The sequence below is a fragment of the Plantactinospora solaniradicis genome, from assembly GCF_042658085.1.
In the GTDB taxonomy this organism is placed as follows: Bacteria; Actinomycetota; Actinomycetes; order Mycobacteriales; family Micromonosporaceae; genus Plantactinospora; species Plantactinospora solaniradicis.
Genome location: NZ_JBHSPR010000053.1, coordinates 159,991 through 184,518, shown reverse-complemented (window position 1 = coordinate 184,518; position 24,528 = coordinate 159,991). Strand labels below are relative to the sequence as shown.

General features: G+C 72.0%; 23 protein-coding genes and 1 riboswitch. Of the genes, 16 read left to right on the top strand and 7 right to left on the bottom strand.

The genetic code is table 11. The features are described 5' to 3' along the window. Positions 1-23: 23 nt before the first annotated feature. Together ACFP2T_RS37365 and ACFP2T_RS37360 are read right to left on the bottom strand one after the other, a co-directional pair. Positions 24-2,516: a beta-glucosidase family protein gene (locus ACFP2T_RS37365; protein WP_377430529.1), complete on the bottom strand. Its 2,493-nt coding sequence runs from the start codon at positions 2,514-2,516 to the stop codon at positions 24-26. Positions 2,517-2,608: 92 nt separating this feature from the next. Then, entirely contained in the window at positions 2,609-3,370 is a 762-nt protein-coding gene (locus ACFP2T_RS37360) for an SDR family NAD(P)-dependent oxidoreductase (protein WP_377430526.1), read from the bottom strand. 125 nt (positions 3,371-3,495) lie between these two features. On the opposite strand from ACFP2T_RS37360, the gene ACFP2T_RS37355 reads away from it, so the two are divergent. The 8 genes from ACFP2T_RS37355 to ACFP2T_RS37320 all read left to right on the top strand — a co-directional run bounded on the left by ACFP2T_RS37355 (position 3,496) and on the right by ACFP2T_RS37320 (position 11,248). Next, positions 3,496-3,846 carry a histidine triad nucleotide-binding protein gene (locus ACFP2T_RS37355; RefSeq protein ID WP_377430524.1) on the top strand — a complete coding sequence of 117 codons (351 nt, stop codon included), beginning with the start codon at positions 3,496-3,498 and terminating at the stop codon, positions 3,844-3,846. A gap of 133 nt (positions 3,847-3,979) precedes the next feature. Continuing rightward, a complete protein-coding gene (locus tag ACFP2T_RS37350; protein ID WP_377430522.1) occupies positions 3,980-5,377 on the top strand; it encodes a serine hydrolase domain-containing protein in 1,398 nt (465 codons plus the stop codon). Between the two features lie 180 nt (positions 5,378-5,557). Then, entirely contained in the window at positions 5,558-6,619 is a 1,062-nt protein-coding gene (locus tag ACFP2T_RS37345) for a PhoH family protein (protein ID WP_377430519.1), read from the top strand. A gap of 18 nt (positions 6,620-6,637) precedes the next feature. Then, positions 6,638-7,105, top strand: a complete 468-nt coding sequence (gene ybeY / locus ACFP2T_RS37340) for an rRNA maturation RNase YbeY (protein ID WP_192771691.1) — start codon at positions 6,638-6,640, stop codon at positions 7,103-7,105. Continuing rightward, on the top strand, positions 7,105-8,532 hold the full coding sequence (locus tag ACFP2T_RS37335; RefSeq protein ID WP_377430516.1) for a hemolysin family protein: 1,428 nt from the start codon (positions 7,105-7,107) through the stop codon (positions 8,530-8,532). The genes ybeY and ACFP2T_RS37335 overlap by 1 nt, the downstream gene beginning before the upstream one ends. Next, complete coding sequence (locus ACFP2T_RS37330; protein WP_377430514.1) at positions 8,525-8,920, top strand: cytidine deaminase; 396 nt, start codon at positions 8,525-8,527, stop codon at positions 8,918-8,920. Before ACFP2T_RS37335 ends, ACFP2T_RS37330 begins: the two co-directional genes overlap by 8 nt. Beyond that, entirely contained in the window at positions 8,917-9,813 is an 897-nt protein-coding gene (era, locus tag ACFP2T_RS37325) for a GTPase Era (protein ID WP_377430511.1), read from the top strand. The genes ACFP2T_RS37330 and era overlap by 4 nt, the downstream gene beginning before the upstream one ends. A gap of 196 nt (positions 9,814-10,009) precedes the next feature. Beyond that, on the top strand, positions 10,010-11,248 hold the full coding sequence (locus ACFP2T_RS37320; RefSeq protein ID WP_377430508.1) for an acyltransferase family protein: 1,239 nt from the start codon (positions 10,010-10,012) through the stop codon (positions 11,246-11,248). Here ACFP2T_RS37320 and ACFP2T_RS37315 read toward each other — a convergent pair. Further along, positions 11,229-12,023: a DUF4097 family beta strand repeat-containing protein gene (locus tag ACFP2T_RS37315; RefSeq protein WP_377430505.1), complete on the bottom strand. Its 795-nt coding sequence runs from the start codon at positions 12,021-12,023 to the stop codon at positions 11,229-11,231. The genes ACFP2T_RS37320 and ACFP2T_RS37315 overlap by 20 nt on opposite strands. A gap of 191 nt (positions 12,024-12,214) precedes the next feature. On the opposite strand from ACFP2T_RS37315, the gene recO reads away from it, so the two are divergent. The 4 genes from recO (at position 12,215) to ACFP2T_RS37295 (ending at position 16,709) form a co-directional block, all read left to right on the top strand. Next, positions 12,215-13,054 (top strand): DNA repair protein RecO, encoded by an 840-nt coding sequence (gene recO / locus ACFP2T_RS37310; protein ID WP_377430502.1) that lies wholly within the window; start codon positions 12,215-12,217, stop codon positions 13,052-13,054. 8 nt (positions 13,055-13,062) lie between these two features. After that, complete coding sequence (locus tag ACFP2T_RS37305) at positions 13,063-13,875, top strand: isoprenyl transferase (protein ID WP_377430499.1); 813 nt, start codon at positions 13,063-13,065, stop codon at positions 13,873-13,875. A gap of 294 nt (positions 13,876-14,169) precedes the next feature. Next, positions 14,170-14,430 (top strand): hypothetical protein, encoded by a 261-nt coding sequence (locus ACFP2T_RS37300; RefSeq protein WP_377430497.1) that lies wholly within the window; start codon positions 14,170-14,172, stop codon positions 14,428-14,430. Between the two features lie 332 nt (positions 14,431-14,762). Next, positions 14,763-16,709 (top strand): serine/threonine protein kinase, encoded by a 1,947-nt coding sequence (locus tag ACFP2T_RS37295; protein WP_377430494.1) that lies wholly within the window; start codon positions 14,763-14,765, stop codon positions 16,707-16,709. 126 nt (positions 16,710-16,835) lie between these two features. Here ACFP2T_RS37295 and ACFP2T_RS37290 read toward each other — a convergent pair whose 3' ends face one another. Continuing rightward, on the bottom strand, positions 16,836-17,021 hold the full coding sequence (locus tag ACFP2T_RS37290; protein WP_377430491.1) for a CGNR zinc finger domain-containing protein: 186 nt from the start codon (positions 17,019-17,021) through the stop codon (positions 16,836-16,838). Here ACFP2T_RS37290 and ACFP2T_RS37285 point away from each other — a divergent pair. Further along, the gene (locus ACFP2T_RS37285; protein WP_377430488.1) at positions 17,009-18,349 is read left to right on the top strand and encodes an MFS transporter; all 1,341 of its coding nucleotides are present in this window, start codon (positions 17,009-17,011) and stop codon (positions 18,347-18,349) included. The genes ACFP2T_RS37290 and ACFP2T_RS37285 overlap by 13 nt on opposite strands. Positions 18,350-18,415: 66 nt before the next feature. On the opposite strand, the gene ACFP2T_RS37280 is transcribed toward ACFP2T_RS37285, so the two are convergent. Genes ACFP2T_RS37280 through ACFP2T_RS37270 form a run of 3 tightly spaced genes read right to left on the bottom strand, consistent with a single transcriptional unit; the run spans position 18,416 to position 21,321 of the window. Further along, positions 18,416-19,216, bottom strand: a complete 801-nt coding sequence (locus tag ACFP2T_RS37280; protein WP_377430485.1) for an energy-coupling factor transporter transmembrane component T family protein — start codon at positions 19,214-19,216, stop codon at positions 18,416-18,418. Further along, on the bottom strand, positions 19,213-20,685 hold the full coding sequence (locus ACFP2T_RS37275; protein WP_377430483.1) for an ABC transporter ATP-binding protein: 1,473 nt from the start codon (positions 20,683-20,685) through the stop codon (positions 19,213-19,215). Before ACFP2T_RS37275 ends, ACFP2T_RS37280 begins: the two co-directional genes overlap by 4 nt. Positions 20,686-20,730: 45 nt before the next feature. Continuing rightward, positions 20,731-21,321, bottom strand: coding sequence for an ECF transporter S component (locus ACFP2T_RS37270; protein ID WP_377430481.1), 591 nt, complete (start codon positions 21,319-21,321; stop codon positions 20,731-20,733). 75 nt (positions 21,322-21,396) lie between these two features. Further along, a riboswitch (TPP riboswitch) is annotated at positions 21,397-21,502 on the bottom strand. Between the two features lie 231 nt (positions 21,503-21,733). On the opposite strand from ACFP2T_RS37270, the gene ACFP2T_RS37265 reads away from it, so the two are divergent. From ACFP2T_RS37265 to ACFP2T_RS37255, 3 genes are all read left to right on the top strand, one after another. Further along, positions 21,734-22,729, top strand: coding sequence for a permease (locus ACFP2T_RS37265; protein WP_377430760.1), 996 nt, complete (start codon positions 21,734-21,736; stop codon positions 22,727-22,729). 73 nt (positions 22,730-22,802) lie between these two features. After that, positions 22,803-23,564 carry a TIGR03943 family putative permease subunit gene (locus ACFP2T_RS37260; RefSeq protein WP_377430479.1) on the top strand — a complete coding sequence of 254 codons (762 nt, stop codon included), beginning with the start codon at positions 22,803-22,805 and terminating at the stop codon, positions 23,562-23,564. Between the two features lie 12 nt (positions 23,565-23,576). Continuing rightward, a complete protein-coding gene (locus tag ACFP2T_RS37255) occupies positions 23,577-24,326 on the top strand; it encodes a sugar isomerase domain-containing protein (protein WP_377430477.1) in 750 nt (249 codons plus the stop codon). Positions 24,327-24,528 lie beyond the last annotated feature (202 nt).

The following is a 24,528-nucleotide window of genomic DNA, read 5'->3' as shown; positions in this document are numbered from 1 at the left end:
CCGGTCGAGGGACCTGTCCGGGATCAGGGATCAAGAAGATCGAGGTCGGCGGTCAGCCGGAGGTCGGCGACGCTGCGGGCCGCCTCGACCCGGTAGCCGCCGGTCCGGGTCCGCCAACCGTCCGCCGTCCAGACCTGTGCGGTACGCGCCGGCAGGGGCACCCGAACGGTCACCGACTCGCCGGGAGCCGCCTCGACACCGGCGAAGCCGGCGAGCCAGCGGATCGGCCGGTCCGGCTCGGCGACGCGCGGGCCGACGTACACCTGCACCACCTCGCGGCCGACCCGACGGCCGGTGTTCCGGACCGTGACCACCGCGACCGGCCCGTCCGGCCCGGTCTCGACGGTCAGCGACCGGTAGTCCCAGTCGGTGTAGCCGAGCCCGTGTCCGAACGGGAACAGCGGTTCGGCCCGCCAGCCGCGATAGCCGACGAAGATCCCGTCGGAGTAGTCGAGGACGTCGTCCACCGGAGTGGTGTCCAGCGCCGGGCAGTCCTCCGCCCGGCGCGGCCAGGTGGTGGGCAGCCGCCCGCCCGGCTCGGCCCGACCCAGCAGGACGTCGGCGAGTGCGGTGCCCGCCTCCTGACCGGGGAACCAGGTGAGCAGGATCGCCGCCACCTCGTCGGCCCAGGGCATCAGCACCGGGGAGCCGGCGTTCACCACCACGATGGTCCGGGGATTGGCCGCCGCGACCCGGAACACCAGCTCGTCCTGCCGACCGGGCAGGGCCAGCGACGTCCGGTCGAACCCCTCCGACTCCACCTCCTCGGTGGTGCCGACCACGACCACCGCCACGTCGGCGCCGGCCGCCACCCGGACCGCCTCGTCGAGCAGCGCCGCCTCGGCCGCGTCGCCCTGGCCCGGAACCGGGCCACCGTGACCGAGGGTGAACGAGACGTACCCGGCGCGGCCGTCGACCACCCGTCGGGTCAGCCGCACGTCGACTGGCTCGCCGGCGCGTACCGGCACGTCGAAGCGGCGCTCGACCGAGGAGGGGAAGACCGCGTCGGGACCCTCCGCCTCGTCGAACAGCGGGCCGTCGAAGAGTTCGGCGTCGTCCAGGGTGAGGGTGAACAGCCCGGAACCGTCGATCGCGAGTTGATGCGTGCCGCTGGTCATCGGGGTGTACCGGGCGGAGAGTTCGATGCTGGCCAACTCAGCCGGCCGGATCCCGTCCGGCAGGTCACCCATCCAACGCACCGTCGCCCGGTCCAGCTCCGCCCGGTAGAGCACCCGGCCGTCGGCCGCCCGCAGGGTGGCGGTGATCGGAGTCCACTGGACGCCACCGGCGGCCGGCAGTCGGCGCCGGGGGTCGGCGCCCACCGCGTACCCGATTTCGACGTCGGGAAGCGCGGCGGTCAGGCCGGCGAGCGGCGAGATCGCGTGCGGCGGCGCGACGAGCGCGCTGCCACCGCCCTGGATCCGGGCGTCGTCGGCGAGCGCGCCGAGCACCGCGACCCGGCTCAGCCCGCTGGCGTCCAGCGGCAGCAGGTCGCCGCCGTTGCGGGCCAGCACGAACGACCGGGTCGCCACCTCGTGGGCCACGGTGGCGCCGTCTCCCGCGCTGGGCCGCTCGCCCGGGTCCACCGCCGGGGGTACGCCGTCGAGCAGCCCCAACCGGCCCGCGAGCCGGAGTACCCGGCGCACCTTGTCGTCGACGACCGCCTCGGCGACGGTGCCGTCGCGTACGGCGGCGACCAGTGCCGCGCCCCACGGATCGCCGGCGGCCGGCATCACCACGTCGAGCCCGCCGTTGGCCGTCGCCGCGGTGCTCCGGGCGGCCGTCCAGTCGGACACGACGACCCCGTCGAAGCCCCACTCGTCCTTGAGCAGGTCCCGAAGCAGGCCGCCGTGCTCGGTCATGGTGCTGCCGTTGACCCCGTTGTACGCCGCCATCACCGCCCAGGCCCCGGCGGCGACGATCCGCTCGAACGGAACGAGGTAGATCTCCCGGAGCGCCCGCTCGGAGACCCGCACGTCGACGGTGAACCGGTCGGTCTCCGAGTCGTTGGCGACGAAGTGCTTGACGGTGGCGCCCACCCCCAGGTCCTGGACGCCGGTCAGGTAGCCGACGCCGATCTCGGCGGTGAGCAGCGGATCCTCGGAGTAGCACTCGAAGTGGCGTCCGCCCAGCGGGCTGCGGTGCAGGTTGACGGTGGGGGCGAGGAGCAGGTGGATGCCCTTGCGCCGGCACTGCGCACCGAGCAGCCGACCGGCGCGGCGGGCCAGCCCGGGATCCCAGGTGGCGGCTAGCGCGGTGGGGCTGGGCAGCGCGACCGACGGATCGTCCGGAGTCCAGCGGACCCCGCGAATCCCGATCGGACCGTCCGACATCACCAGCGAGTCGAGACCGATCTCCGCGATGGCGGGCAGGGTCCAGAAATCCTGGCCGGACAGCAGCCGTACCTTCGTCTCCAGGTCCAGTGTGGCCAGCGCCCGTTCGTGCACCGCCTCGTCCCGGCCGATGGCCGTTCCGTCCCCGCCCGGCACCGTCTCGTTCCGCCGACCGACCGTCATCCCGCACCTCCGCTGGCCCAGATATCGATCATCCTGCCAGCAGTGTCCGTTCGGCGTGATCCGTCGGACCCGCACCCGAGCCCCGCGCGGGCTCAGGTACGCAGGTAGGAGGCGCCGTTCAGGTCGACGATGGTGCCCGAGGCCCACTCCGCCTCGGGCGAGGCCAGCCAGTGCACGGCGGCGGCGATCTCCTCGGGCCGGGCGACCCGGTTGAACGGGCTCTGCGCCCGGATCGCGTCGCCACGGGGTGCCTTGAGATGTTCGTTGGTCATGTCGGTCTCCACGAAGCCGGGCGCGACCGTGGCCACCGTGATGCCGTACGGGGCGAGGGCGACCGCGAGCGACTGGCCGAGCGAGTTCAGCCCGGCCTTGCTGGCGCCGTACGCCGGCTGGGTCGGCTCGCCCCGGAAGGCGCCCCGGGACGAGACGTTCACGATCCGCCCGCCCCTGTCCCGCAGGTGGCGTGCGGCGCACCAGATCGTGTTGGCCACGCCGAACAGGTTGACGTCGATCGTCCGGTGCCACTGCTGCTGCCACTGCTCGTAGGACTGGTCGAAGATCGGGTGCGCGTCGTCCGCCGCACCGAACACCCCGGCGTTGTTCACCAGCACGTCGAGCCCGCCGAGCCGGGCGGCGGCGTCGTCGACCATGGCCTGCACGGCGGCCGGGTCGGCCAGGTCGGCCTGGACCACGATGTGCCCGTCGCCGGGCAGTGCCGAGGCGAGCTGCTCGGCCAACGGTGCGGAGTCGCGGTGGTGCACCGCGACCCGGTCTCCGCTCTCGGCGAACGCCGTCGCCACCGCACGCCCGATCCCTCGGGACGCCCCCGTCACCAGTACCGCTCGTCCAGTCATCCGATCATGATGCCGGGGCCGCGCCGCGATCCGGCACCCGGCCCTGCCGCCCGTGCCGCCCCCGCGATCGGGCCACCCGGCCCGCCGGCCAACGAACCGGCCCGGCGCACCCTACGATTCCGGGGATGGAAATCGACTGCCTCTTCTGCCGGATCGTCGCGGGCCAGATTCCCGCCACCGTCGTCCGGGAGACGGACACCACGCTCGCCTTCCGGGACATCAACCCACAGGCGGCGGTGCACGTGCTGGTGATCCCGAAGGAGCACTACGCGGACGTGGCGACGCTGACCCAGGCCGACCCCGCGCTGGCCGGCGACGTCCTCGGCACCGCGGCGGTGGTGGCCGAGACCGAGGGGCTGCTCGCCGACGGCTTCCGGTTGATCTTCAACACCGGTCAGTTCGGCGGCCAGGAGGTCTTCCACGCGCACGCCCACGTGCTCGGCGGCGAGCCGTTGGGCCCGATGCGCGCCCGCTGAGCCACCCACCCGCCCGGCCTCCCTCCCACCCGCCCGGCCACATCCCACCTCCCTCCCTCCCTCCCTCCCACCCGCCCGGCTACCAGGTCGACGACCAGGCGATATCATCGGCGATCTTGGTGAGGGGGCAGATGTGACCGAGGTGAGCCGACAGTTCGAGCGGATGGTCCGGCAGGCGCAGGTGGAGTCGCGGATACCCGCGGTCTCCGTCGCGCTGTACCGGGCCGACCGCGCGCCGTGGACCTGCACGGTCGGGTCCAGCGGCGGCGCCGCACCACTCGACGAGCGGACCACGTTCCGGATCGGTTCGGTCACCAAGACCTTCACCGCCGTACTCGTGCTCCAGTGCCGCGACGAGGGGCTGCTCGACCTGGACGACCCGATCGGGGCCCACCTCGACGTGCCCGAGCACGGCGGGCTGACCGTACGCCGGCTGCTGTCGCACACCTCCGGCGTGCAGCGCGAGCCGTACGGCGACGTGTGGGACACCCTGCACACCCCGCAGCTCGACGAGTTCCTCGCCGACCTGGCCCGGGCCGAGCGGGTGCTACCCCCGGCCCGGCGGTTCCACTACTCCAACCTCGGTGCGGCGCTGCTCGGCCAGGCGGTCGCGCGGATCCGTGGCGGAACCTGGGCGGAGGTGCTCGCCGACCGGGTACTCGGCCCACTCGGGCTCTCCGACACCAGCCTCGCCCCGGGGCCGGAGTCGGCGACCGGGTACCTGGTGGACGCGTATTCCGACCACGCCCGGCCGGAGCCGAACACCGACCTCGGCGCGCTCGGGCCGGCGGCACAGCTCTGGAGCACCGCCTCCGACATGGCGCGCTGGGCGGCGTTCCTGGCCGACCCGGCGGCGCTGGACCCGGCCGGCGCGGTGCTCCGGCCGACCACCCTCGACGAGATGCGCTGGCCGCTGACGGTCACCGACGAGATGCTCTGGACCGCCGGTTTCGGGCTCGGCCTGATCCTGGTGCCCCAGGGTGAGCGGTCCAGCCGGGGGCGGTCGGCCGGCGGTGAACGGGTGCTGCACGTCGGCCACGACGGCGCCATGCCCGGCTTCCTGGCCAGCGTCTACGGCCGGCGCGGCGGCGCCGGTACGCCGGGCGCGATGGGATGTGCCGTGCTCGGCTCCTCCGGCACCGGGGTCGCGGTGAACGAACTGTCGCACCAACTCCTCGCCGCCTCGGCCCGGGACGACCCCGCCGACATCGCGCCCTGGACCCCCGGCGAGCCCGCCCCCGAGCCCTACCGGGGACTGCTCGGCCGCTGGTGGGGCGAGGGCTTCGAGTACGTCTTCTCCTGGCACGACGGCACCCTCCAGGCCCGCGGCGCCACCGACCCGCCCGGCCGCCCCCCAGCGATCTTCGAACCCCTCCCCGACCACCCCGACCACCCCGACATCCTCCGCACGATCTCCGGCCGCGAAACCGGCGAACTCCTCCGCCTCACCCGCCACCCGGAACACGGCAACGTGATCAAGATGCACTGGGCGACCTACCGCTTCACCCGCTCCCAGGAGACGTTTGGGTGAAAGGAAGGGCCCCTTCTTATCGCTTTTTGTATAAGAAGGGGCCCTTCCTAACCGCCGGGCGGAAATGGGCAGCGTGCCGTCGGCGTTGAACGGATACGATGACTACAACGTCAGCACGTTGCGCCACCAGGCGCGGCGCCGAGATCGGAAGCAGGTGGCACAGGGCCCCGGGCCCGACCTATGACCGGTACCCCACCCCCCGGGCAGCAGACCCGGGTGCAGACCAGGATCACGGTTCCAGACTCCAAGATCATGGTTAATCTGCTCGGCGCGGGCGACGAGATCCTGCGACTGATCGAGCGGTCGATCAGCAGTGACGTGCATGTCCGGGGCAACGAGATCACCCTTACCGGTGCCCCCGGGGACAACGCGTTCGCCGAGCGGCTCTTCACCGAGCTGCTTGAGTTGATCGAGAAAGGCGAGACACTGACCACCGACGCCGTCCGGCGTACTCTCGGCATGATCGAACAGGGCACCACCGAGCGCCCCGCCGAGGTGTTGACGCTCAACATCCTGTCCCGGCGCGGGCGCACGATCCGGCCCAAGACCCTGGGTCAGAAGCGGTACGTGGACGCGATCGACGGCAAGACGATCGTCTTCGGCATCGGGCCCGCCGGTACCGGCAAGACGTACCTGGCGATGGCCAAGGCCGTCCAGGCGCTCCAGGCCAAGCAGGTGAACCGGATCATCCTGACCCGGCCGGCGGTCGAGGCCGGCGAGCGGCTCGGCTTCCTGCCCGGCACCCTGCACGAGAAGATCGACCCGTACCTGCGCCCGCTCTACGACGCGCTGCACGACATGCTCGACCCCGACTCGATCCCGAAGCTGATGGCCGCCGGGACGATCGAGGTCGCGCCGCTGGCCTACATGCGCGGTCGTACCCTCAACGACGCGTTCATCATTCTCGACGAGGCGCAGAACACCACGCCCGAGCAGATGAAGATGTTCCTCACCCGGCTGGGCTTCGGCTCCAAGATCGTGGTGACGGGTGACATCACCCAGGTCGACCTGCCCGGCGGAACGACCAGCGGACTGCGGGTGGTACGCGACATCCTGGAGGGCGTGGAGGACGTGCACTTCGCCCAGCTCTCCAGCTCCGACGTCGTGCGTCACCGGCTGGTCAGTGACATCGTTGACGCGTACGCCCGCTGGGACGCCGAGCGCGAGGCCCAGCAGGGCCAGGGCGTACACGCCGTACCAGGCCGTACCGCCCATGGCGGCCGCGCCGGCCGTCGCCGCTAAGTGCATCAGGGGAACCAGTTGTCCATCGAGATCGCCAACGAGTCGGGTACCACCGTCGACACCGACGCGGTGCTCGCCGTCGCCCGGCACGCCCTCGACGAGATGGGTGTGAACTCACTCGCCGAGCTGTCGGTGCTGCTCGTCGACGTCGAGTACATGACCGAGCTGAACCACCGCTGGATGGGTGGGGACGGCCCCACCGACGTACTCGCCTTTCCCATGGACGAGGGCAGCGTCGATCACGGGCCGGGCGAGGTGAACGGCGGTGAGCCGGCGCTCCTCGGCGACATCGTGCTCTGCCCCGAGGTGGCAGCCAAGCAGGCCGCGGCGGCCGGGCACTCGTCCGACGACGAGCTGCACCTGCTGACCGTGCACGGCGTACTGCACCTGCTCGGGTACGACCACGCGGAGCCGGAGGAGGAGCGGGAGATGTTCGCGCTACAGGCGCGGCTCCTCGACAGCTGGCGCGCGACGCGGGCCCAGTGATGCCTGGTCACTTAGCGGCGCTGCCCGCGTCCCTGGCATCCGCCGGTGCGCCCGGCGGCCTACCCGATCTCCAGTTGCTGTTCTTCGCCGCCGGACTGGTGGTGCTCGCCGGGATCTTCGCGATGGCCGACGCCGCGCTCGGCGCGGTCTCGCCGGCCCAGGCCGGTGAACTGGCCCGGGACGGCGTACGCGGCGCACGTACCCTCCAGATCGTCGCGACCGACGCGGTCCGGCACATCAACCTGCTGCTGTTGTTGCGGCTGCTCTGCGAGCTGACCGCGACCGTCCTGGTCGCCCTGGTCGCGGTCGACACCTTCGGTGCGGGCTGGACCGCGGCCCTGGTCACCGCGGGCGCGATGACGGTGGTCAGCTTCGTGGTCGTCGGCGTGGCGCCCCGGACCATCGGCCGGCAGCACGCCTACACCGTCGGCCGGGTCACCGCGCCACTGGTCCGCTGGCTCGGCCGGGTGCTGAACCCGCTCGCCTCGCTGCTCATCCTGATCGGCAACGCGGTGACGCCGGGCCGTGGCTTCCGGGAGGGCCCGTTCGCCACCCAGGTCGAGCTGCGGGAGCTGGTCGACCTGGCCGAGCAGCGCGGCGTGGTCGAGCACGGCGAACGGCAGATGATCCATTCGGTCTTCGCGCTCGGTGACACCATCGTCCGCGAGGTGATGGTGCCGCGTACCGAGATGGTCTGGATCGAGGCGCACAAGAAGCTGCCCCAGGCGCTGCTGCTCTTCCTCCGCTCCGGCTTCTCCCGGATCCCGGTGATCGGGGAGAGCGTGGACGACGTGCTCGGGGTGCTCTACCTCAAGGACGTGATCCGGCAGACCCAGGGCGGCGACGCCAGCGCCGACGACCGGGCGGTCTCCGACGTCATGCGGACCGCGACGTTCGTCCCCGAGTCCAAGCCGGTCGACGACCTGCTCTCCGAGATGCAGGCGGCCCGTACCCACATGGTGGTCGTCGTCGACGAGTACGGCGGCACCGGTGGGCTGGTCACCATCGAGGACATCCTGGAGGAGATCGTCGGCGAGATCACCGACGAGTACGACGTCGAGCGCCCGCCCGTCGAACGGCTCGACGACGGCGAGGTGCGGGTCACCGCCCGACTGCCGGTCGAGACTCTCGGCGAGCTGTTCGACGTCGAACTCCCCGCCGACGAGGTGGAGACCGTCGGTGGGCTGCTCGCCCAGGCGCTCGGCCGGGTGCCGATTCCCGGCGCCGCGGCGGACGTGGGCGGGCTGCACATGATCGCGGAGGGCACCACCGGCCGACGTAACCACATCGACTCCGTACTGGTCCGCCGGGTGACCGAGGCCGACGACCGGGACCGTCCGACCCATACCGACCCCGAGCTTCGGGGTACCCAGTCAACTCGGGAGCAGCACTCCCGGTCCGAGGAGAGGCAGCCCGCCGATGCCTGAGTCGTCCCCCGTACCGGCCGCACCGGCCGGGCGCCATGCCCCGTCGGCGACGGTCGACCTGACCGCCGAGGACGCCAAGCTGGTGATCCTGGCCCGAGGCGCCCGTGGCCGGATCGGTGCGGTCGAGGGAGCGGCGGTGCGGGACCAGGACGGCCGGACGTACGCCGCCGCAAGCGTTTCGCTGCCGTCGTTGACCATCACCGCGTTGCAGCTCGCGGTCGCCTCGGCGGTTGCCGCCGGGGCCACCCGGCTGGAGGCCGGTGCGGTGGTGACCGAGGCCTCGACGCTGGACGGGGCTGGCCACGCCGCCGTACGGGACCTGGCGAGCGACGCACCGATCCACGTCGCCGCCCCGGACGGCACCCTGCTCGGCACGGTGCAGGAGTGACGATCCGCCAGGTCGCCGGTTACCGGGCGGGGTTCGCCTGTTTCGTCGGGCGTCCCAACGCCGGCAAGTCGACGCTGACCAACGCCATCGTCGGCCAGAAGATCGCCATCACCTCCAGCAAACCGCAGACGACCCGGCACGTGATCCGCGCGGTGCTGCACCGGCCGGACTCGCAGCTCGTCCTGGTGGACACGCCGGGCCTGCACCGGCCGCGTACGTTGCTCGGCGAGCGCCTGAACGACCTGGTCCGGCAGACCTGGAGCGAGGTCGACGTGATCGGGCTCTGCATCCCGGCCGACGAGCCGATCGGGCGGGGCGACCGGTTCATCACCGGCGAGTTGGCCGAGCTGAAGCCGACGGTGCTGGCCGTGGTGACCAAGGCCGACCTGGTGGACAAGAAGCGGCTGGCCGAGCAACTCCTCGCGGCCACCGAACTCGGCGAGTTCGCCGAGGTGGTCCCGGTCAGCGCGGTCTCGGGGTACCAGGTGGAGACCCTGGTCGACGTGATGACGAAGTACCTGCCCGCGTCGCCGCAGCTCTATCCCGACGACATGCTCACCGACGAGCCCGAGCAGATCCTGGTGGCCGAGCTGATCCGGGAGGCGGCTCTGGAGGGGGTTCGGGACGAACTGCCGCACTCCATCGCGGTGGTGGTCGAGGAGATGATCCCCGAGGGCGGGCTGACCAAGATCTACGCCGATGTCTACGTGGAGCGGTCCAGCCAGAAGGCGATCGTGATCGGGGCCAGGGCCAGCCGGCTCAAGGATGTCGGTACCCGGGCCCGCCAGCAGATCGAGGAACTGCTCGGCACCCGGGTCTACCTCGACCTGCACGTGCGGGTGGCGAAGGACTGGCAGCGGGATCCGAAGCAACTCCGCAAACTCGGCTTCTGACCGCTGAGCGGCAGTCGGCTTCGCTTTGACCGCTGAGCGGCAGTCGGCTGCTGAGCGCAGCCGACTGCTGACTCTCGGCGATTTGCCGCAATTTTGCGGAACGTTCACCTGCGAACGCTCGGTAGGGCGGTTCCGCGAGCGGCCGTAAGGGGTAGGAAGGCTTCCGGAAGATCCCCTCCGGCACAGATGCAGGCTGATGCGAAACCGGTATTTTGATCTACTTCGATTCCTTGCGATCGTCCGAGTCGTCGTCTATCACGTCACCGGCTGGGCCTTTCTGACGCTTGCGTTCCCTGCCATGTCGGTGATGTTCGCGCTCGCCGGGTCGTTGATGGCCGCCTCCTGCGACCGTTGGGGCACGGCGGCGATCGGCCGCCGGCTGCGCCGCCTGCTTCCGTCGCTGTGGCTGGTGGCGGCACTCTTCGTACCGGCGATGCTGCTCACCGGGCTGCCGGTGTCCTGGCGGCTGGTGTTCTGGGTGGTGCCGCTGGCCGATCCACCGGTCAACGCCTGGGGTGCGCTGACGCTGAGCGTGATCTGGTACCTGCGCGACTACCTGTGGTTCGTGCTCGTCTCTCCGCTGGCCCGCTGGCTGTTCCGGCGCTGGCCCTGGCCCACCCTGCTGGCGCCGTACCTGCTGCTGTTCGTCGTCGAACTCGGCTATCCGGGCGCGCCGGCGGTGCTCCGGGACTTCGGGCTCTACTTCGGGGCCTGGCTGCTCGGGTTCGCCCATCACGACGGGATGCTGCGGCGGCTGTCCCGCCAACTGCTGGTGTCGCTCGTGGTCGCGTCGGGGGCCGCCGGAGCCGCCTGGATCTTCACCCACCCGGGGCCACGCGGTTACGACCTGAACGACATCCGGATCGGCAACGCCCTCTGGTCCGCCGCGTTCGTGCTCCTGGTGTTCGGACTCGCTCCCACGGCCGCCGCCTGGGTCGACCGGCGAGCGCAGGTCGGCCGCGCGGTGACCGTACTGAACAGTCGGGCGTTGACCGTCTACCTCTGGCACATGCCCTTCGTGATCGCCCTCGACCCGCTGCTGTCCGGAATCGGCCTGCGGCACTCCAGCACGGCCGGGCTGCTGGCCCGGCTGGCCGGCGTCGCGGTCCTGGTGACGATCGCGGTCATGGCGTTCGGCTGGGTGGAGGACCTGGCGGCCCGGCGGCGACCCTGCCTGCTGCCCGGCGGCGCCGGGCAGGTGCGGAGCACGACGTCGCCGATCGCCCCGTCCCGAACCGTCGCGGCCGGACGTGCGGCGGCGGAAATGCGGGTACCGGCGGGGTCGGGTGCGAACACGCCGGCCCCGGACGTCCGCTCGGTGGCGCAGCGCACCCGGATCCCGGGGTCGGGTGCCGCGCCGCCCGTCCCGACCCGCCGGGGGAGTGGGAAGGCGTCATCCAGGACGGCCGGCGGAGTCAGTTCCGCCCGATGGTGATGTCGCCACTGCCGGTCCGCACGTCGAGTGTGGCGGTCGCGGTGGGGTTGTTCGGCACCGTGACATCGGCCGAACCCGAGTCGGCGGTCGCCCGTACCTGGTAGTCGCCCGTGGGCACGAACAGGTCGACCGATCCGCTCGACGCGTGGGCCCGGACCGATGCCGCGGCGGCGAGGGTCAGCGTGATGTCGCCGGATCCCGTTTCCGCCTGCACCTTTCCGGCGCCCAGGTCGTGGCCGTCGATCGATCCGGAGCTGGCGCGCGCGGAAACCTCGGCCGGCACCCGGACGAGGCTGATGTCCCCGGATCCGGTCTGGGCCCGTACCTTGCCGCTCGCGTCGGTCACGTTGATGTCGCCGGAACCGACCTCGAGGTCGACCTCCGACACCGCGGTCAGCGTGATGTCGCCGGACCCGTTCTCGCCGCGTACCGCCACGCCCTCGGGGGCGAGGACGTCGTACGACACTCCACAGTGCCGGCCGCAGTCGGTGTCCAGGAACAGCTTCGTGCCCTCGATCCGATAGGTGTTCCCGGTCGGCTCGGCGCCACGGTACTGCACCACCCGCTCGATCCGGACGTTCGTCACCGCTCCGGTCCGCACCACCACGTCGCCGGACCCCGGGACGATCTCGATTTCGGTGATCTTGACATCTTCGGTGCGGTCGAAGGTGAGTCTCTGCTCCGCCAGGCCGTCGCAGGCGGACAGGGCGATCAGGGCGATCAGGGCGGCCGCGCCTGCCATGGCAGAGTTGGTGACGGTCCGGGAAAGCAGCATGTCGGAAGGCTATGCCGGTGCGGGCCGGACAGGCATCCGGGCGCCCCACCGACTGACCCCGACCCTGACCCTGAGGTCGGCTCAGGGTCTCGACTCGGGGTCGACCGCACCGACCAGGCCGACCGCGCCGCTCAGGCGACCAGGCCGACCGCGCCGCCTCCGCCGGTCGGCGAGCAGGGAACAATGGGCAGATGCCCGGTTACCGCCGACAGCTCTACCGCGACGACGCGGTGGTGCTGCGTGTGCAGAAGCTCGGCGAGTCCGACCGGATCATCACCCTGCTCACCCGGCGGCACGGCCGGCTCCGGGCCGTCGCCCGGGGGGTACGCCGGACCACCTCGCGGTTCGGAGCCCGACTGGAGCCGTTCGGCCACGTCGACCTGCAACTCGCCGGGGACCCGAAGGGTGAGCTGGGCAGTTCCCTGCACAGCGTCAGCCAGGTCGAGGCCATCCAGTTGTACGGCAAGGGGCTCGTCACCGACTATCCCCGCTACACCGCCGCCAGCGCCATCGCGGAGACGGCGGAACGGCTCACCCCGGTGGAGCGTGAGCCGTCGCTGCGGCTGTTCCAGCTCACCCTCGGCGGACTGCGGGCACTCGCGGACGGGGAGCACGCCAGCACCCTGGTGCTCGACGCGTACCTGCTGCGCGGGATGGCGCTGGCCGGCTGGGCGCCCGCACTGGTCGCCTGCGCCGTCTGCGGCACGCCGGGGCGGCACGGCGCGTTCTCCGTACCGGCCGGGGGGTGTGTCTGCCCGGACTGCCGGCCGCCCGGCGCGGCCCATCCGGCCCCGGCCACCCTCGACCTGATGGCCGCGCTCGTCTCCGGCGACTGGCGGGTCGCGGACGGTGCCGAGCCGCCGCACCGCCGGGAGTGCAGCGGGCTGGTCGCGGCGCACCTGCAATGGCATCTGGAGCGGGGGTTACGCTCGTTGCCGCTGGTCGACAGGGGTTCGGGCGGCGAGCGTGCGGAGCGGGCACGACACGTCCCGCAGCCGGGCGCGACGGACGTAGCGAAGGAAGCGCAGTGATCCGATCGATGACCAGGGGAGATCGCCGGCAGCCGGTGCCGCCGACGCCGCATCCGTCCGGGGCCCGGCCCCCCGCGCTGCCCACCGAGGCGTTGCCCCGGCACGTGGCCGTGGTGATGGACGGCAACGGCCGGTGGGCAAAGGAGCGCGGACTCCCCCGGACCAAGGGGCATGAGCAGGGCGAATCCTCCCTGTTCGACACCATCGAGGGCGCCATCGAACTCGGCATCCCGTACCTGTCGGCGTATGCCTTCTCGACCGAGAACTGGCGGCGTTCGCCCGACGAGGTGCGCTTCCTGATGGGCTTCAACCGGGAGGTCATCCGGCGGCGTCGGAACCAACTGGTCGACCTCGGGGTCCGGGTCGTCTGGTCCGGTCGCGCCGGCCGGCTCTGGAAGAGCGTGATCTCGGAGTTGCAGACGGCCGAGGAGATGTCCCGGGGCAACTCGACGTTGACCCTGCAGTTCTGCGTCAACTACGGGGGCCAGGCCGAGATCGCCGACGCCGCCGCCGCGATCGCCCGGGACGTCGCCGCCGGCAAGGTGAATCCGGACAAGGTCAACGAGAAGATGATCTCGCGGTATCTCTACCACCCGGAGGTGCCGCCGGTCGACATGTTCCTCCGGCCGTCGGGGGAGCAGCGGATCTCCAACTTCCTGCTCTGGCAGAGCGCGTACGCCGAGTTGATCTATCTGGACACTCTCTGGCCGGACTTCGACCGCCGACACCTCTGGTACGCCTGCGAGCTGTACGCGCAGCGGGACCGGCGGTTCGGCGGTGCCCTGCCCAACCCGGTCGCGCCGGAGCCCTCGCGCCACTGACGGACAGCAGCCGACGATCGCCTCGCTGCCTCGCTGCCTCGCTGCCGGCGGTCGGAAATCGGGTGCGTCCGGTCAGGAGTGGGGCTATGGTGGGCGACATGCGGTACTGATTCCCCTTCATCCGAGCCGACCCGCCCCGCCTCCGTGCGGCGTGGGTGTGAGCGCTCCGGGAGTCCGTACCCTTTCTGCCTTCTTTGGCGATACCTCTGGTGACCGGACTTCCGGGGATCCCTTTTCCAGCGCGCCACTGCCGCTGCGAAAGCAGGGGCGGTCCCGACCAGGAGGAGAGCCCGTATGGCTGCCAAGCGAAAGTCCAGAAGTGCCACCCGATCCCGATCCACCGAATCGGGTTTTGCCGCCCGCGCCGCCCGGCAGGATGCCGAGACGGTCGAGCTGGCCGCGCCGGTCGTGCTGCCGGGCGACGACGCCGGGGCGGACCACCAACCCCCGGCGCCGAAGGCCGGTCCCGTGATCCGAGGCGGCGGCCAGTTCACCGGCGTGGGCCGGGGACGCGGCTCCTCCGCGTCCCGCCGGTACGCCTTCCGGCGTAGCTGAATCGCGCCCCGTTTCCGCCTGGCGGGGTCGGCTCGACTGCCGACCCCGCCGGCCGGATCCTTCCCGGCCCTGCCGGACGGAAGCGGGACGGTTCCTCCCTGGCCCCGCCGGACGGAAGCGGGACGGTTCCTCCCTGGCCCCGCCGGACGGAAACGGAACGGCTTTCCCGGCCGAACCTGCGTGCGGGCTGGGGCTGGCGCAAGTGGACCCGCGAGCCGAATCGCCTCGGTGGCCGTCAATCCCGGGCTGCCGACGGCAGCGGTCCAATGTGATACTTACCCGACTTCCGACCATGGGGTGGCTGGACTGCGGGGCAGTGGGGGCGAATCGGGATGACGGGCGACGTCGCGGGGGTAGAGCCGCTCCGGTCCACGGATCCGCGGCAGCTTGGCCCGTGCGAACTGCTCGGGCGGTTGGGCGAGGGTGGCATGGGCACGGTCTACCTGGCCCGCCTGGCCACCACCGGCCGGATGGTCGCGGTCAAGATGATCCGTCCCGATCTGGCCCACGACGCCGAGTTCCGTCGACGGTTCCGGGGCGAGGTCAAGCGTGCCCGGCAGGTGCCGCCGTTCTGTACGGCGGAGGTGCTCGACGCCGACCCCGACCACGAGCCGCCCTACCTGGTGGCCGAGTACGTCGACGGCCCCAGCCTGGCCAGCGTCGTGGCAGATCGTGGTCCACTCACCTCGGGCAACCTGCACGGGCTCGCGGTCGGCATGGCGACCGCGTTGACCGCGATCCACGGTGCCGGGGTGATCCACCGAGACCTCAAGCCGAGCAACGTGCTGCTGCCGCCGGGTAGCCCGAAGGTCATCGACTTCGGCATCGCCCGGGCCATGGCCGGGACCGGGGCCGGATCCGGTACCCGGACGGATCAGCTGGTCGGCACCGCCGCGTACATGGCGCCGGAGCGGTTCGAGTCCGCCAGCAAGAGCGTCCTCACCCCAGCCGCAGACGTCTTCGCCTGGGGTGCGGTGGTGGCGTACGCGGGCACCGGGCGTACACCGTTCGCCGCCGAGACCCCGGCGGCGACCGCCGTACGGATCCTCACCCAGGAACCCGACCTCGAGGGCCTGGACGGTCCGCTGCGGGAACTGGTCGAGCTGGCCCTGGCCAAGGAACCGGGAGAGCGACCCGCCGCGCGCGAGTTGCTGGACCGGTTGCTGGGCGGTGGACCGGAGCGGTCGGGTGCGCTGGCGTCCGCGCTCGCCGGGCAGCCCGATCTGCTGGCCGCGGCCGAGCAGGCGCAGGCGGTCACGGAGCAGCGACCGGTGGCCGAGACCGCGCTGGGCGTAGAGCCGCACCCGGACGACGAACCGGGGCAGGCCGCCACCCGACAGGACAGCCCGCAGGTCCGTGCCGCCGCCCGTACCGGCGCACCCGTCCTGGCCGGTCGGTCGGGTCCGGCGCGGACCACGGCCCCGGGGACCCCGGTCGCTTCGCCGGGATCCCCGGCCGGGCCGGAGCGGCGGAACCGGGTACGTCGGTGGCGTCGGACCGCCATTGCCCTGGTGGCTCTCGTCGGCCTGCTCGGCGGGGGTGTCGTGGCGGGCTACGCCACCGATCTCCTGCCGTTCACGGTGGTGCGGAATGTCCAGCCGAACGTGTCGCCGGGTCTACTGGCCAACGCCGGTACGAGTCCGTCGGCAACCGGGGCCGGCGCACCGACTGCTCCGGTCCCGTCCGGTCAACCCGGCGAGACGCCGTGGGCCGGTAGGGTGGTGGTGGACGACCCGCTCACCGTCTCGTCGTTGTGGGTACCGAAAACGGACGAGACGCATGAGGTCAGGTGCGCGTTCGACAACGCCATGGTGGTGACGAAGCGCAGCAATGGGCCGTACCGGTGTCGGGGGCCGGTGAGCACCTGGCTGGATGTCCGGGTGGAGGTCGAGGTCACCCTGGTGGAGCCGGGCAGTTGTGCCGCGATCTGGGTCCGGTTCACCGACAAGGCCGGCGGTCACGCGTTGCAGATCTGCGCGGACGGTTATTACCTGGTGGCGCACGGAATCGACAGTGAGAATGCGGCGACTCCGGCCGGCACCTACGAGTTCCCGCCCGGACGGACGTTGAGCGCCGGCACTCCGGTCCGGGTCGGCATCGTGGCCCGGGGTGAGGAACTGGAGTTCTACCGGGACGGGGAGTTCGTCGGCCGGGCGCGGGACGCCAGGCCGATCGCCGGGCGGGTGGTACTCGGGGTCTTTCCCAGGACCGACAACGGCTCCGAAAAGCCGCTGTACAAGGTCGAGTTCCGGAACATCAAGATCGAAACACCGGCCTGACGGCCGCGATCGCCACCGGTCAAGCCACTTTGTCGAAGTAGCGGTTGGCGCGCGGCACTCGGTCGGCAGTCGTGCCGTGGCCAGGGCGCTGCGGTCGGCCGTCGCGCCGCGATCGGCCACCGCACCTCAGTGTCGCGAACCGTTGCGGCTCTGGTCGAGGAACAGCCAGGCGCAGCCGCTGTCGGCGGGCGGGCAGGTTCGCGACTGGCGTAGGTCGACCGTCCGAAGTAGCTCGACGGCGTGCTGGGTGAGCCGGTCCGGGATCAGCAGTGCGGCGGGATCAACGAGAGGACGACACCATGACCGACCCATCACGGCGACTCTCCGCGACGTCCGACCGGCGGGCGGTCGGGGCGCTGACCGCGCTCTCGGTCGCGGCGTTCGGCTACGTGACCGCCGAGATGCTGCCGATCGGACTGCTCACCGTGATGGCCGCCGACCTCGACCGGTCCCGGGCCGAGATCGGGCTGCTCGTCACCGGCTACGCGGTCGTGGTGGTGACCGCGTCGGTTCCGCTCGCCCGGCTCACGCAGCGGGTCCCCCGCCGGATGCTCTTCGCCGGAACGCTCGGCGTCTTCGCCGCCGCGATGCTGGTGTCGGCGCTGGCCCAGAGCTATCAGGTCCTGTTCGTCGCCAGGTTGCTCATCGCGCTGACCCAGGCACTGTTCTGGTCGGTGGTCGTGCCCACTGCCGCCAGCCTCTTCGGCCCTGAGGTCCGGGGCAGGGTGGTGGCGCGGATGGGTCTCGGCCCCGCACTCGGCCCGGTGCTCGGCGTACCGGTGGGCACCTGGCTCGGCCAGCAGGCCGGTTGGCGGGCCGCGTTCGCCGTACTGGCCGGAATCGGGCTGGTCACCTGTGCCGTGGTCACCGCACTGCTGCCCGCCGGGCCACCGCCACGTGGCGCTGCCGCGCGCGGAAGTGCACCGGACCGCCGCAGGTACGCCTTCCTCCTGTTCGCCACCGCGGTCGGGGTGACCGGGACGTTGACCGTCCAGACGTACATCACCCCGTTCCTCGTGGACGTCAGCGGGTTCGCGGCGGCGACGCTCGGCCCCCTGCTGCTGATCGCCGGTCTCGCCGGCCTCGGTGGCACCCTCGTGGTCGGCCGGTTTCTCGACCGGCATCCCTGGGCGGCGATGGCCGCACCACTGCTGCTGATCACGGCAGCGTTGCTCGGGCTCTACGCTCTGGGACAGTTCAAGGTGCCCACGGTGGCCCTGCTGGCGGTGGCCGCCGCGGCCTTCAGTGCCCTTGCCGTCGCAGTGCAGTACCGGGTGCTCCAGGTCGCGCCGGTCAGCACCGACGTCGCCTCGGCCGGGGCCGGCTCCGCCTTCAACGTCGGTATCGCGGCGGGTGCCCTGCTCGGCGGAGTTCTGGTCGAGGGTGCCGGGGTACGTCTCGTGGCGCTGGCCGGGGGACTGCTCACCGCGATCGCCGCCGTCATCCTGCTCGCGGAGCTGCGGCCGACCGCGTCCGACGATCTGGTGCACCGCACGCGCCCGGCCGAGCCGGCGCCACCACCGGAACAATCCGCACGGCGACGACTCGGCTGGCCGGTGGCGGTGGGTGCCGGGCGGGGACGGGGTCCCCGGAGTACGGCACCGTCGGCCCGACCGGCCCACCCCGTCCGTTCCCGATGAGCTGACCGTGCCCATGAGCTGGCCGTGCCCACGACCTGGCGGCGACGATGAGCCGGTGGCGACCGGTCAGCCGACCAGCGGCCGGAAGGTGCCGAGCGCGACGCTGACCGCGAGGGCCCCGGCGGCCAGCGCGGTCGCACCGACGATCAGGGCGGCGTCGGCGCCGCCGAACCGCTGACGCCGGGCAGAGGTACGCGGCGAGCCCGAGTCGAAGCCCCGGGCGTCCATCGCGGTGGCCAGTCGGGTACCCCGGCGGATCGCGCCGACCAGCAGCGCGAACGCGGTCGAGCCGAACAGCCGCATCCGGGCCAGCGGGTTGCGTCCGGCGTCGATTCCCCGGGCCCGCCGGGCCATGCTCAACATCTGCCACTCCAGCGCGAGCAGCGGTACCAGGCGGAACGCGGCCAGCGCGCCGATCGCGAATCGGGGTGGAGCCTTGACGTTCTGGATCAGCGCGTCGGTCAGGTCGGTGGGGTCGGTGGTCGCGAATACCAGTACGCCGGGCAGCGCCACCGCGATCACCCGGAGTGCCATCCCCAACGCCGTGACCAGCACACCGGTGGTGACCAGGACCGGTCCGACCTGCAACAGCGTCGGGCCGGTCCGCTCGGCGGCGAAGAGCACCAGGGTGCACAGGATGCCGAGGGCACTGAGCAGCAGTGGCCAGGCCCGCCGGGCCAGTGCCGGATACCCGATGCCGAACAGGGGCACCACGGCCAGCTCGAATCCGATCGCGACCGCCGGCGCGACCGGATCCACCGTCGCGATCAGCGCGATCGAGACGACCAGCGCGGCGGCGAGCTTGGCGACCGGATTGCGCCGGGCCAGTGGCGCGTCGGAGGCCGCGATCGGCTGGTAGGGGATCATCCGGCCCGCCGGGCGGGTCCGTCGAGGGATCCGCTCGGGCCGGTCACCGGGCCGGCGCGGTCGCCGAGCGACACCGTCCGGTCGGCCAGCGCCGCGACGAAGTCGGCGTCGTGGGTGACGGTGACGATGCCGTGCCCGGCGTCGCGTAGCCCGGCGAGCAGGTCGACCAGCTCGATCCAGGTGCGCCGGTCCTGGCCGAAGGTGGGCTCGTCCAGGATCACCAGCCGGGGCGCGGTGGCCAGCGCCGTCGCCACGCTCAGCCGTCGCGCCTGGCCACCCGACAGGGTGTACGGGTTGGCTCCGGCCAACTGGTCCAGCCGAAGCCGGTCCAACAGCTCGTCCACCGTGGACTTCACCGCCGGCTCGGGCTGACCGATCCGCCGTGGCCCGAGCGCCAGCTCGTCGAAGACGGTGCTGCTGACGAACTGGTGCTCCGGGTCCTGGAACACGGAGCCGATCCGGCTGGCCAGTACGGGCGCCCGCCACCGGTGCGGTGCCGTGTTGGCGTACCGTCCGGCGAGTGCCCCGGTGGCCGACAGCCGGCCGGTCCCGGGTCGGAGCAGGCCGCCGAGCAGCAGTGCCAGGGTGGACTTGCCGGTGCCGTTGGGACCGAGTACGGCGAGCGCCTCGCCGGCGCGTACCCGGAGGTCGGTCGGGGCCAGCCGGGGTGCCAGGCCGAGCCGCTCGGCGGCGAGCAGGGTGTCGCCGGCCGGGGCGAGCGCCCGCCGGGGTGCCGGCGGCGGCCCCGGAACCCAGACCCCGGCGGCGGCCAGTGCCGGACCGTGCGCCGCGAAGACCGCCTCGGGGGACCCGTCGGCCCGTACGCCTCCACTCGGCTCCAGTACCACGACCCGGTCGACCAGCGGCAGCGCCTCCGACACCCGGTGTTCGACCAGGATCAGTGTGCTGTCGGCGTCCACCGCCGTCGCGACCGCGTCGCGGACCAGTGCCGCGCCGGCCGGATCCAGGTTGGCGGTCGGCTCGTCCAGCAGCAGCAGACCGGGCCGGAGCGCGAGTACGCCGGCCAGGGCGAGCCGCTGCTGCTCGCCACCGGAGAGTGCCGCCGTCGATCGGTCGAGCCCATAGGGAAAGCCGACCCGGTGCAGCGCGCCGGAGACCCGGGGCCAGATCTCCGGCGCCGGTACGCCCCGGTTCTCCAGCCCGAACGCCACGTCGTCGCCGGCCCGAGCCATCACCAACTGCGTCTCCGGGTCCTGGAAGACGATGCCGACCCGCTCCCGGCCCTTGCGGGGGTCCAGCCCGTCGATCTCGACGGTGCCCTCCTGCTCTCCGGAGTCCTCCGCGAGCAGCCCGGCGAGCGCGGCCAACAGGGTGCTCTTGCCGGCTCCGGAGGCGCCGAGCAGTAGTACCCGTTCGCCGTGCTCGATCCGCAGGTCGACGTCACGGACCGCCCAGGCCCGCCGACCGGCGTGCCGCCACCCGAATCCGCGCAGTTCGACCGCGCTCACCGCAGCACCGTTTCGACCGTGTCCCCGTCCGCGCTCCGTCGCCGGTCAGACGGCGGTACGTTCGCGGCCGGCGGGGAACCGGTCCAGTACGCCGGTCTGGGCCAGGGCCCGGGTCAGGACCCAACTGCCGGCCCCGGCGATGACGGCGGCGCTGACCACCGTGATCAGGAAGACCGGGAGCCGGAACGAGTCGAAGTCGAGCTCGGAGTAGTAGCGCCACTGGTCGAAGAGCGCGGCGACGAGCCCGGCGAGGGTGCCGGATCCGACCGCGACCGGCAGCCGGAAGGAGCGATAACGGACGGCGAGGAAGGCCGCCTCCGCGCCGAGGCCCTGGGCGAGTCCCTGCATGATGGCGACCGTGCCCCACTGGCTGCCGAGCAGTACCGAGACGAACGCCGCGACGAACTCGCAGTACAGCGCGGCGCCGGGCTTGCGGATCACCAGCCCCCCGAGTACGCCGGGCAGCAGCCACACGCCGTAGATGACCGCCTGGGCCGGCGGGAAGAAGGTGAACGCGCCCTCGGTGGCACTCCAGACCATGTTCCAGGCCCAGAAGATGACTCCGAACGCGACCGCGATGACCGACGCGACGACGATGTCGACCGTGCGCCATCGGGTGTTGCTGGATTGCTTCATGATCTTGCCTCCCAGTCGCGCAGCGAACCAGGTAGGACGCACGCCGCAATCCGGAGGGCCCGGACTGCGGCGCGGCTGGAGACTCGACCGAACTCCCTGCGCTGGCATTACCCAGATCAGGTTCGAGGGTCTGCGGGTGTGACCCGCACTCTCAGCGCTGTGCGCTCCCCTGTCGGATGTGCAGTTGTTTCGCAGACGCTAGCACCGGATCGGGCAGCGCCGATAGCGGCGGGGCAGCCAGATGTGGTCGTCGACACCCTGTGCCGGGTTAGGCTGGGTGGCCCAGTTTCGCCACCGATCCGCCTGTTTAGGAGATGTCGTAGCCGTGACCGTGCCGGACCGGGTCACCGCTCGGGATGCCCGGTCGGGCGACGATATCGGCACCACCCTCCCGCCGGTCGACGACGCACCGCTGCCCGACCCGGAGGTGGCCGGGCGGCCCCGTCGGGGGCGGTTCGGTGACCAGGTCGGCTCGGTCGAGGTGCTCGCCGGGCTGCTCATCCTGCTGGTCGTCTTCCGGGGACCGGTGGCATCGGTCATCTCCACCCCGCGGTTGCAGACCTGGACGACGGTCTTCGTCTCGGTGATGGTGCAGGCGGTGCCCTTCCTGGTCTTCGGGGTACTGCTCTCCGCCGTCATCGCCGTCTTCGTACCCCGGTCGTTCTGGGCGCGGGCGCTGCCCCGGCATCCGGCGCTCGCCGTGCCGGTGGCGAGTGCGGCCGGCGTCGTGCTGCCCGGCTGCGAGTGCGGCTCGGTGCCGATCGCCGGGTCACTGATCCGGCGTGGGGTCACCCCGGCAGCCGCGTTGGCGTTTCTGCTCGCCGCTCCGGCGATCAATCCGATCGTGCTGGCGGCGACTGCGGTCGCCTTTCCGAACAACCCGGAGATGGTGGTCGGACGCGCCGTGGCCAGCCTGATCGTCGCTATGATCATGGGATGGCTCTGGTTGCGGCTCGGCCGGGCCGACTGGCTCCGGCTGCCCCACCGCCCCGAGCTGGACGACCTGTCGAAGGGCCGTGCCTTCTGGGCGGCGGTACGGCACGACGTCGTGCACGCCGGCGGGTTCCTGGTGCTGGGTGCGATGGCCGCGGCCTGCATCAACGTGCTGGTGCCCGAGCGGTGGTTGCAGACCCTCGCCGACAATCCGGTGCTGTCGGTGCTCGCCCTCGCCGTACTGGCGGTGTTGTTGTCGATCTGTTCCGAGGCCGATGCCTTCGTAGCGGCCTCGCTGTCGCAGTTCTCGCTCTCCGCCCGGCTGGCGTTCCTGGTCGTCGGCCCGATGGTCGACCTCAAACTGATCTCGATGCAGACCGGCGTCTTCGGCCGCCGGTTCGCGGCCCGGTTCGCCCCGGCGACGTTCGTCGTCGCCGTACTGGTGGCGGTCGGCGTGGGAGCCGTGGTCCTGTGAACCGCGGCCCTGTGATCCGTGGTTCTGTGAACTGCGGTCCTGCGATCCGTGGCGCCGTTGTCGGGGGCGCGCGGTGAGCCGGCAGGCGCAGGCGGTGGTGCTGCTGCTGCTCGGCGGCTCGGTGCTCAAGGCCAGCTTCACCGACGTCTACCTGCGGTACGTCAAGGAGGGGCTGCGCCCGTTCCTGATCGTCGCCGGGATCCTGCTGGTGGCCTGCGCGGCGATGACGCTCTGGTACGACCTCCGGCGCCGGGGGCCGGACGGGCACGGCTCTGACGGGCAGGACGGGCCGGACGGGCACGGCTCTGGCGGGCAGGACCACGATGGGCACGGTCACCACGAGCCACGGGTGGGCTGGCTGCTCATCCTGCCCGTACTCGGACTGCTGCTGATCTCGCCACCGGCCCTCGGGTCGTACGCCGCCGGGCAGGCCGGGACCGCGCTGACCGGTCAGGAGACCGAGGAGTACCCGCCGCTTCCGGAGGGCGACCCGGTGCGGATCACCCTGTTGGACTATGCGGGGCGGGCCATCTTCGACCAGGGCGTCACGCTGCACGACCGTCGGGTCCAGCTCACCGGATTCGTCGCGCCCGGACCCGACGGGGAACCGATCCTGGCCCGGATGATCCTCTCCTGCTGTGCCGCCGACGGCCGCCCGATCAAGCTGGGCATGTCCGGGGACGTCCCGACCGGGGTGCCGGCGGACACCTGGGTCGAGGTGGTCGGCCGGTACACCACGCGGCTCGGCAAGGATCCGGTGAGCGATGTGGACATTCCCTATCTCGAGGTCGAGTCGTGGCGGCGGGTCGCCCCGCCGAAGCAGCCGTACGAGTGAGTCGGAGGATTCGTGACACTGAGCGCGCAGGGCTATCTCGACGTGGTGACCGAGACGATCGGGCGGGTGGCGGCCGGCCAGCGGGAGGGTGTACGTCTGGCGGCCGACCTGATCACGGCGGCACTCCGGACCGGGGGTGTGGTGCAGGCGTTCGGCACCGGGCACTCGGAGGCGTTGGCCATGGAGATCGCCGGTCGGGCGGGCGGGCTGGTGCCGACGAACCGGATCGCGCTACGAGACCTGGTACTGCGTGGTGGTGAGTCGGTCGAGATCCTCGGTCCCACCCTGGAGCGGGATCCGACGGTGGCGCACCGGCTCTACGAGCTGTCCCCGATCGACCCCCGGGACGTCTTCGTGATCGCCTCGAACTCGGGCGTGAACGGCACCATCGTGGAGTTCGCGTCGCTGGTGAAGGAACGTGGGCACGGCCTGATCGCGATCACCTCCCGGGAGCATTCGGACGGGGTGCCCTCCCGGCATCCGTCCGGGCGGAAACTCGGTGACGTGGCCGACGTGGTCCTGGACAACGGCGCCCCGTACGGCGACGCGACTCTGCCGCTGCCCGGTGGCGGTGCGGTCGGCGCGGTGTCGTCGATCACCGCCGCGCTGCTCGCCCAGCAGATCGTGGTGGAGGTGGTTCGTCGGCTGGTCGAGGCGGGGGAGACGCCGCCGGTCTACCTCTCGGCGAACATCCCGGACAGCGACGGGCACAACAACGCCTTGGAGGCCCGGTACGCCGGGCGGATCCGGCGGGGCGCCTGACCGGGACGCCGGAAGGCGGATGCCCGGGTCGGTTCAGGGCGGGATGACCGGGCCGGTTCAGAGCGGGATGATCCATGTCGTCCGTGATCTCGCGCAGCAGTGCGGGATCCCGCCTGTCGTCCGGCGAGCGCGGGATTTGACGGCCGGGTGACCCGGCCGGAGCAGACTGCGTGGTGGTGACACCCGGCGAATTCGCCTCGCG

What these genes read in the sequence shown, in the direction of transcription:
- ACFP2T_RS37365 (WP_377430529.1), bottom strand. Translation starts at nt 2,516, where the DNA reads ATGACGGTCGGTCGGCGGAACGAGACGGTGCCGGGCGGGGACGGAACG.
- ACFP2T_RS37360 (WP_377430526.1), bottom strand. Translation starts at nt 3,370, where the DNA reads ATGACTGGACGAGCGGTACTGGTGACGGGGGCGTCCCGAGGGATCGGG.
- ACFP2T_RS37355 (WP_377430524.1), top strand. Translation starts at nt 3,496, where the DNA reads ATGGAAATCGACTGCCTCTTCTGCCGGATCGTCGCGGGCCAGATTCCC.
- ACFP2T_RS37345 (WP_377430519.1), top strand. Translation starts at nt 5,558, where the DNA reads ATGACCGGTACCCCACCCCCCGGGCAGCAGACCCGGGTGCAGACCAGG.
- ACFP2T_RS37335 (WP_377430516.1), top strand. Translation starts at nt 7,105, where the DNA reads ATGCCTGGTCACTTAGCGGCGCTGCCCGCGTCCCTGGCATCCGCCGGT.
- ACFP2T_RS37330 (WP_377430514.1), top strand. Translation starts at nt 8,525, where the DNA reads ATGCCTGAGTCGTCCCCCGTACCGGCCGCACCGGCCGGGCGCCATGCC.
- ACFP2T_RS37320 (WP_377430508.1), top strand. Translation starts at nt 10,010, where the DNA reads ATGCGAAACCGGTATTTTGATCTACTTCGATTCCTTGCGATCGTCCGA.
- ACFP2T_RS37315 (WP_377430505.1), bottom strand. Translation starts at nt 12,023, where the DNA reads ATGCTGCTTTCCCGGACCGTCACCAACTCTGCCATGGCAGGCGCGGCC.
- recO (WP_377430502.1), top strand. Translation starts at nt 12,215, where the DNA reads ATGCCCGGTTACCGCCGACAGCTCTACCGCGACGACGCGGTGGTGCTG.
- ACFP2T_RS37305 (WP_377430499.1), top strand. Translation starts at nt 13,063, where the DNA reads ATGACCAGGGGAGATCGCCGGCAGCCGGTGCCGCCGACGCCGCATCCG.
- ACFP2T_RS37300 (WP_377430497.1), top strand. Translation starts at nt 14,170, where the DNA reads ATGGCTGCCAAGCGAAAGTCCAGAAGTGCCACCCGATCCCGATCCACC.
- ACFP2T_RS37295 (WP_377430494.1), top strand. Translation starts at nt 14,763, where the DNA reads ATGACGGGCGACGTCGCGGGGGTAGAGCCGCTCCGGTCCACGGATCCG.
- ACFP2T_RS37285 (WP_377430488.1), top strand. Translation starts at nt 17,009, where the DNA reads ATGACCGACCCATCACGGCGACTCTCCGCGACGTCCGACCGGCGGGCG.
- ACFP2T_RS37290 (WP_377430491.1), bottom strand. Translation starts at nt 17,021, where the DNA reads ATGGGTCGGTCATGGTGTCGTCCTCTCGTTGATCCCGCCGCACTGCTG.
- ACFP2T_RS37280 (WP_377430485.1), bottom strand. Translation starts at nt 19,216, where the DNA reads ATGATCCCCTACCAGCCGATCGCGGCCTCCGACGCGCCACTGGCCCGG.
- ACFP2T_RS37270 (WP_377430481.1), bottom strand. Translation starts at nt 21,321, where the DNA reads ATGAAGCAATCCAGCAACACCCGATGGCGCACGGTCGACATCGTCGTC.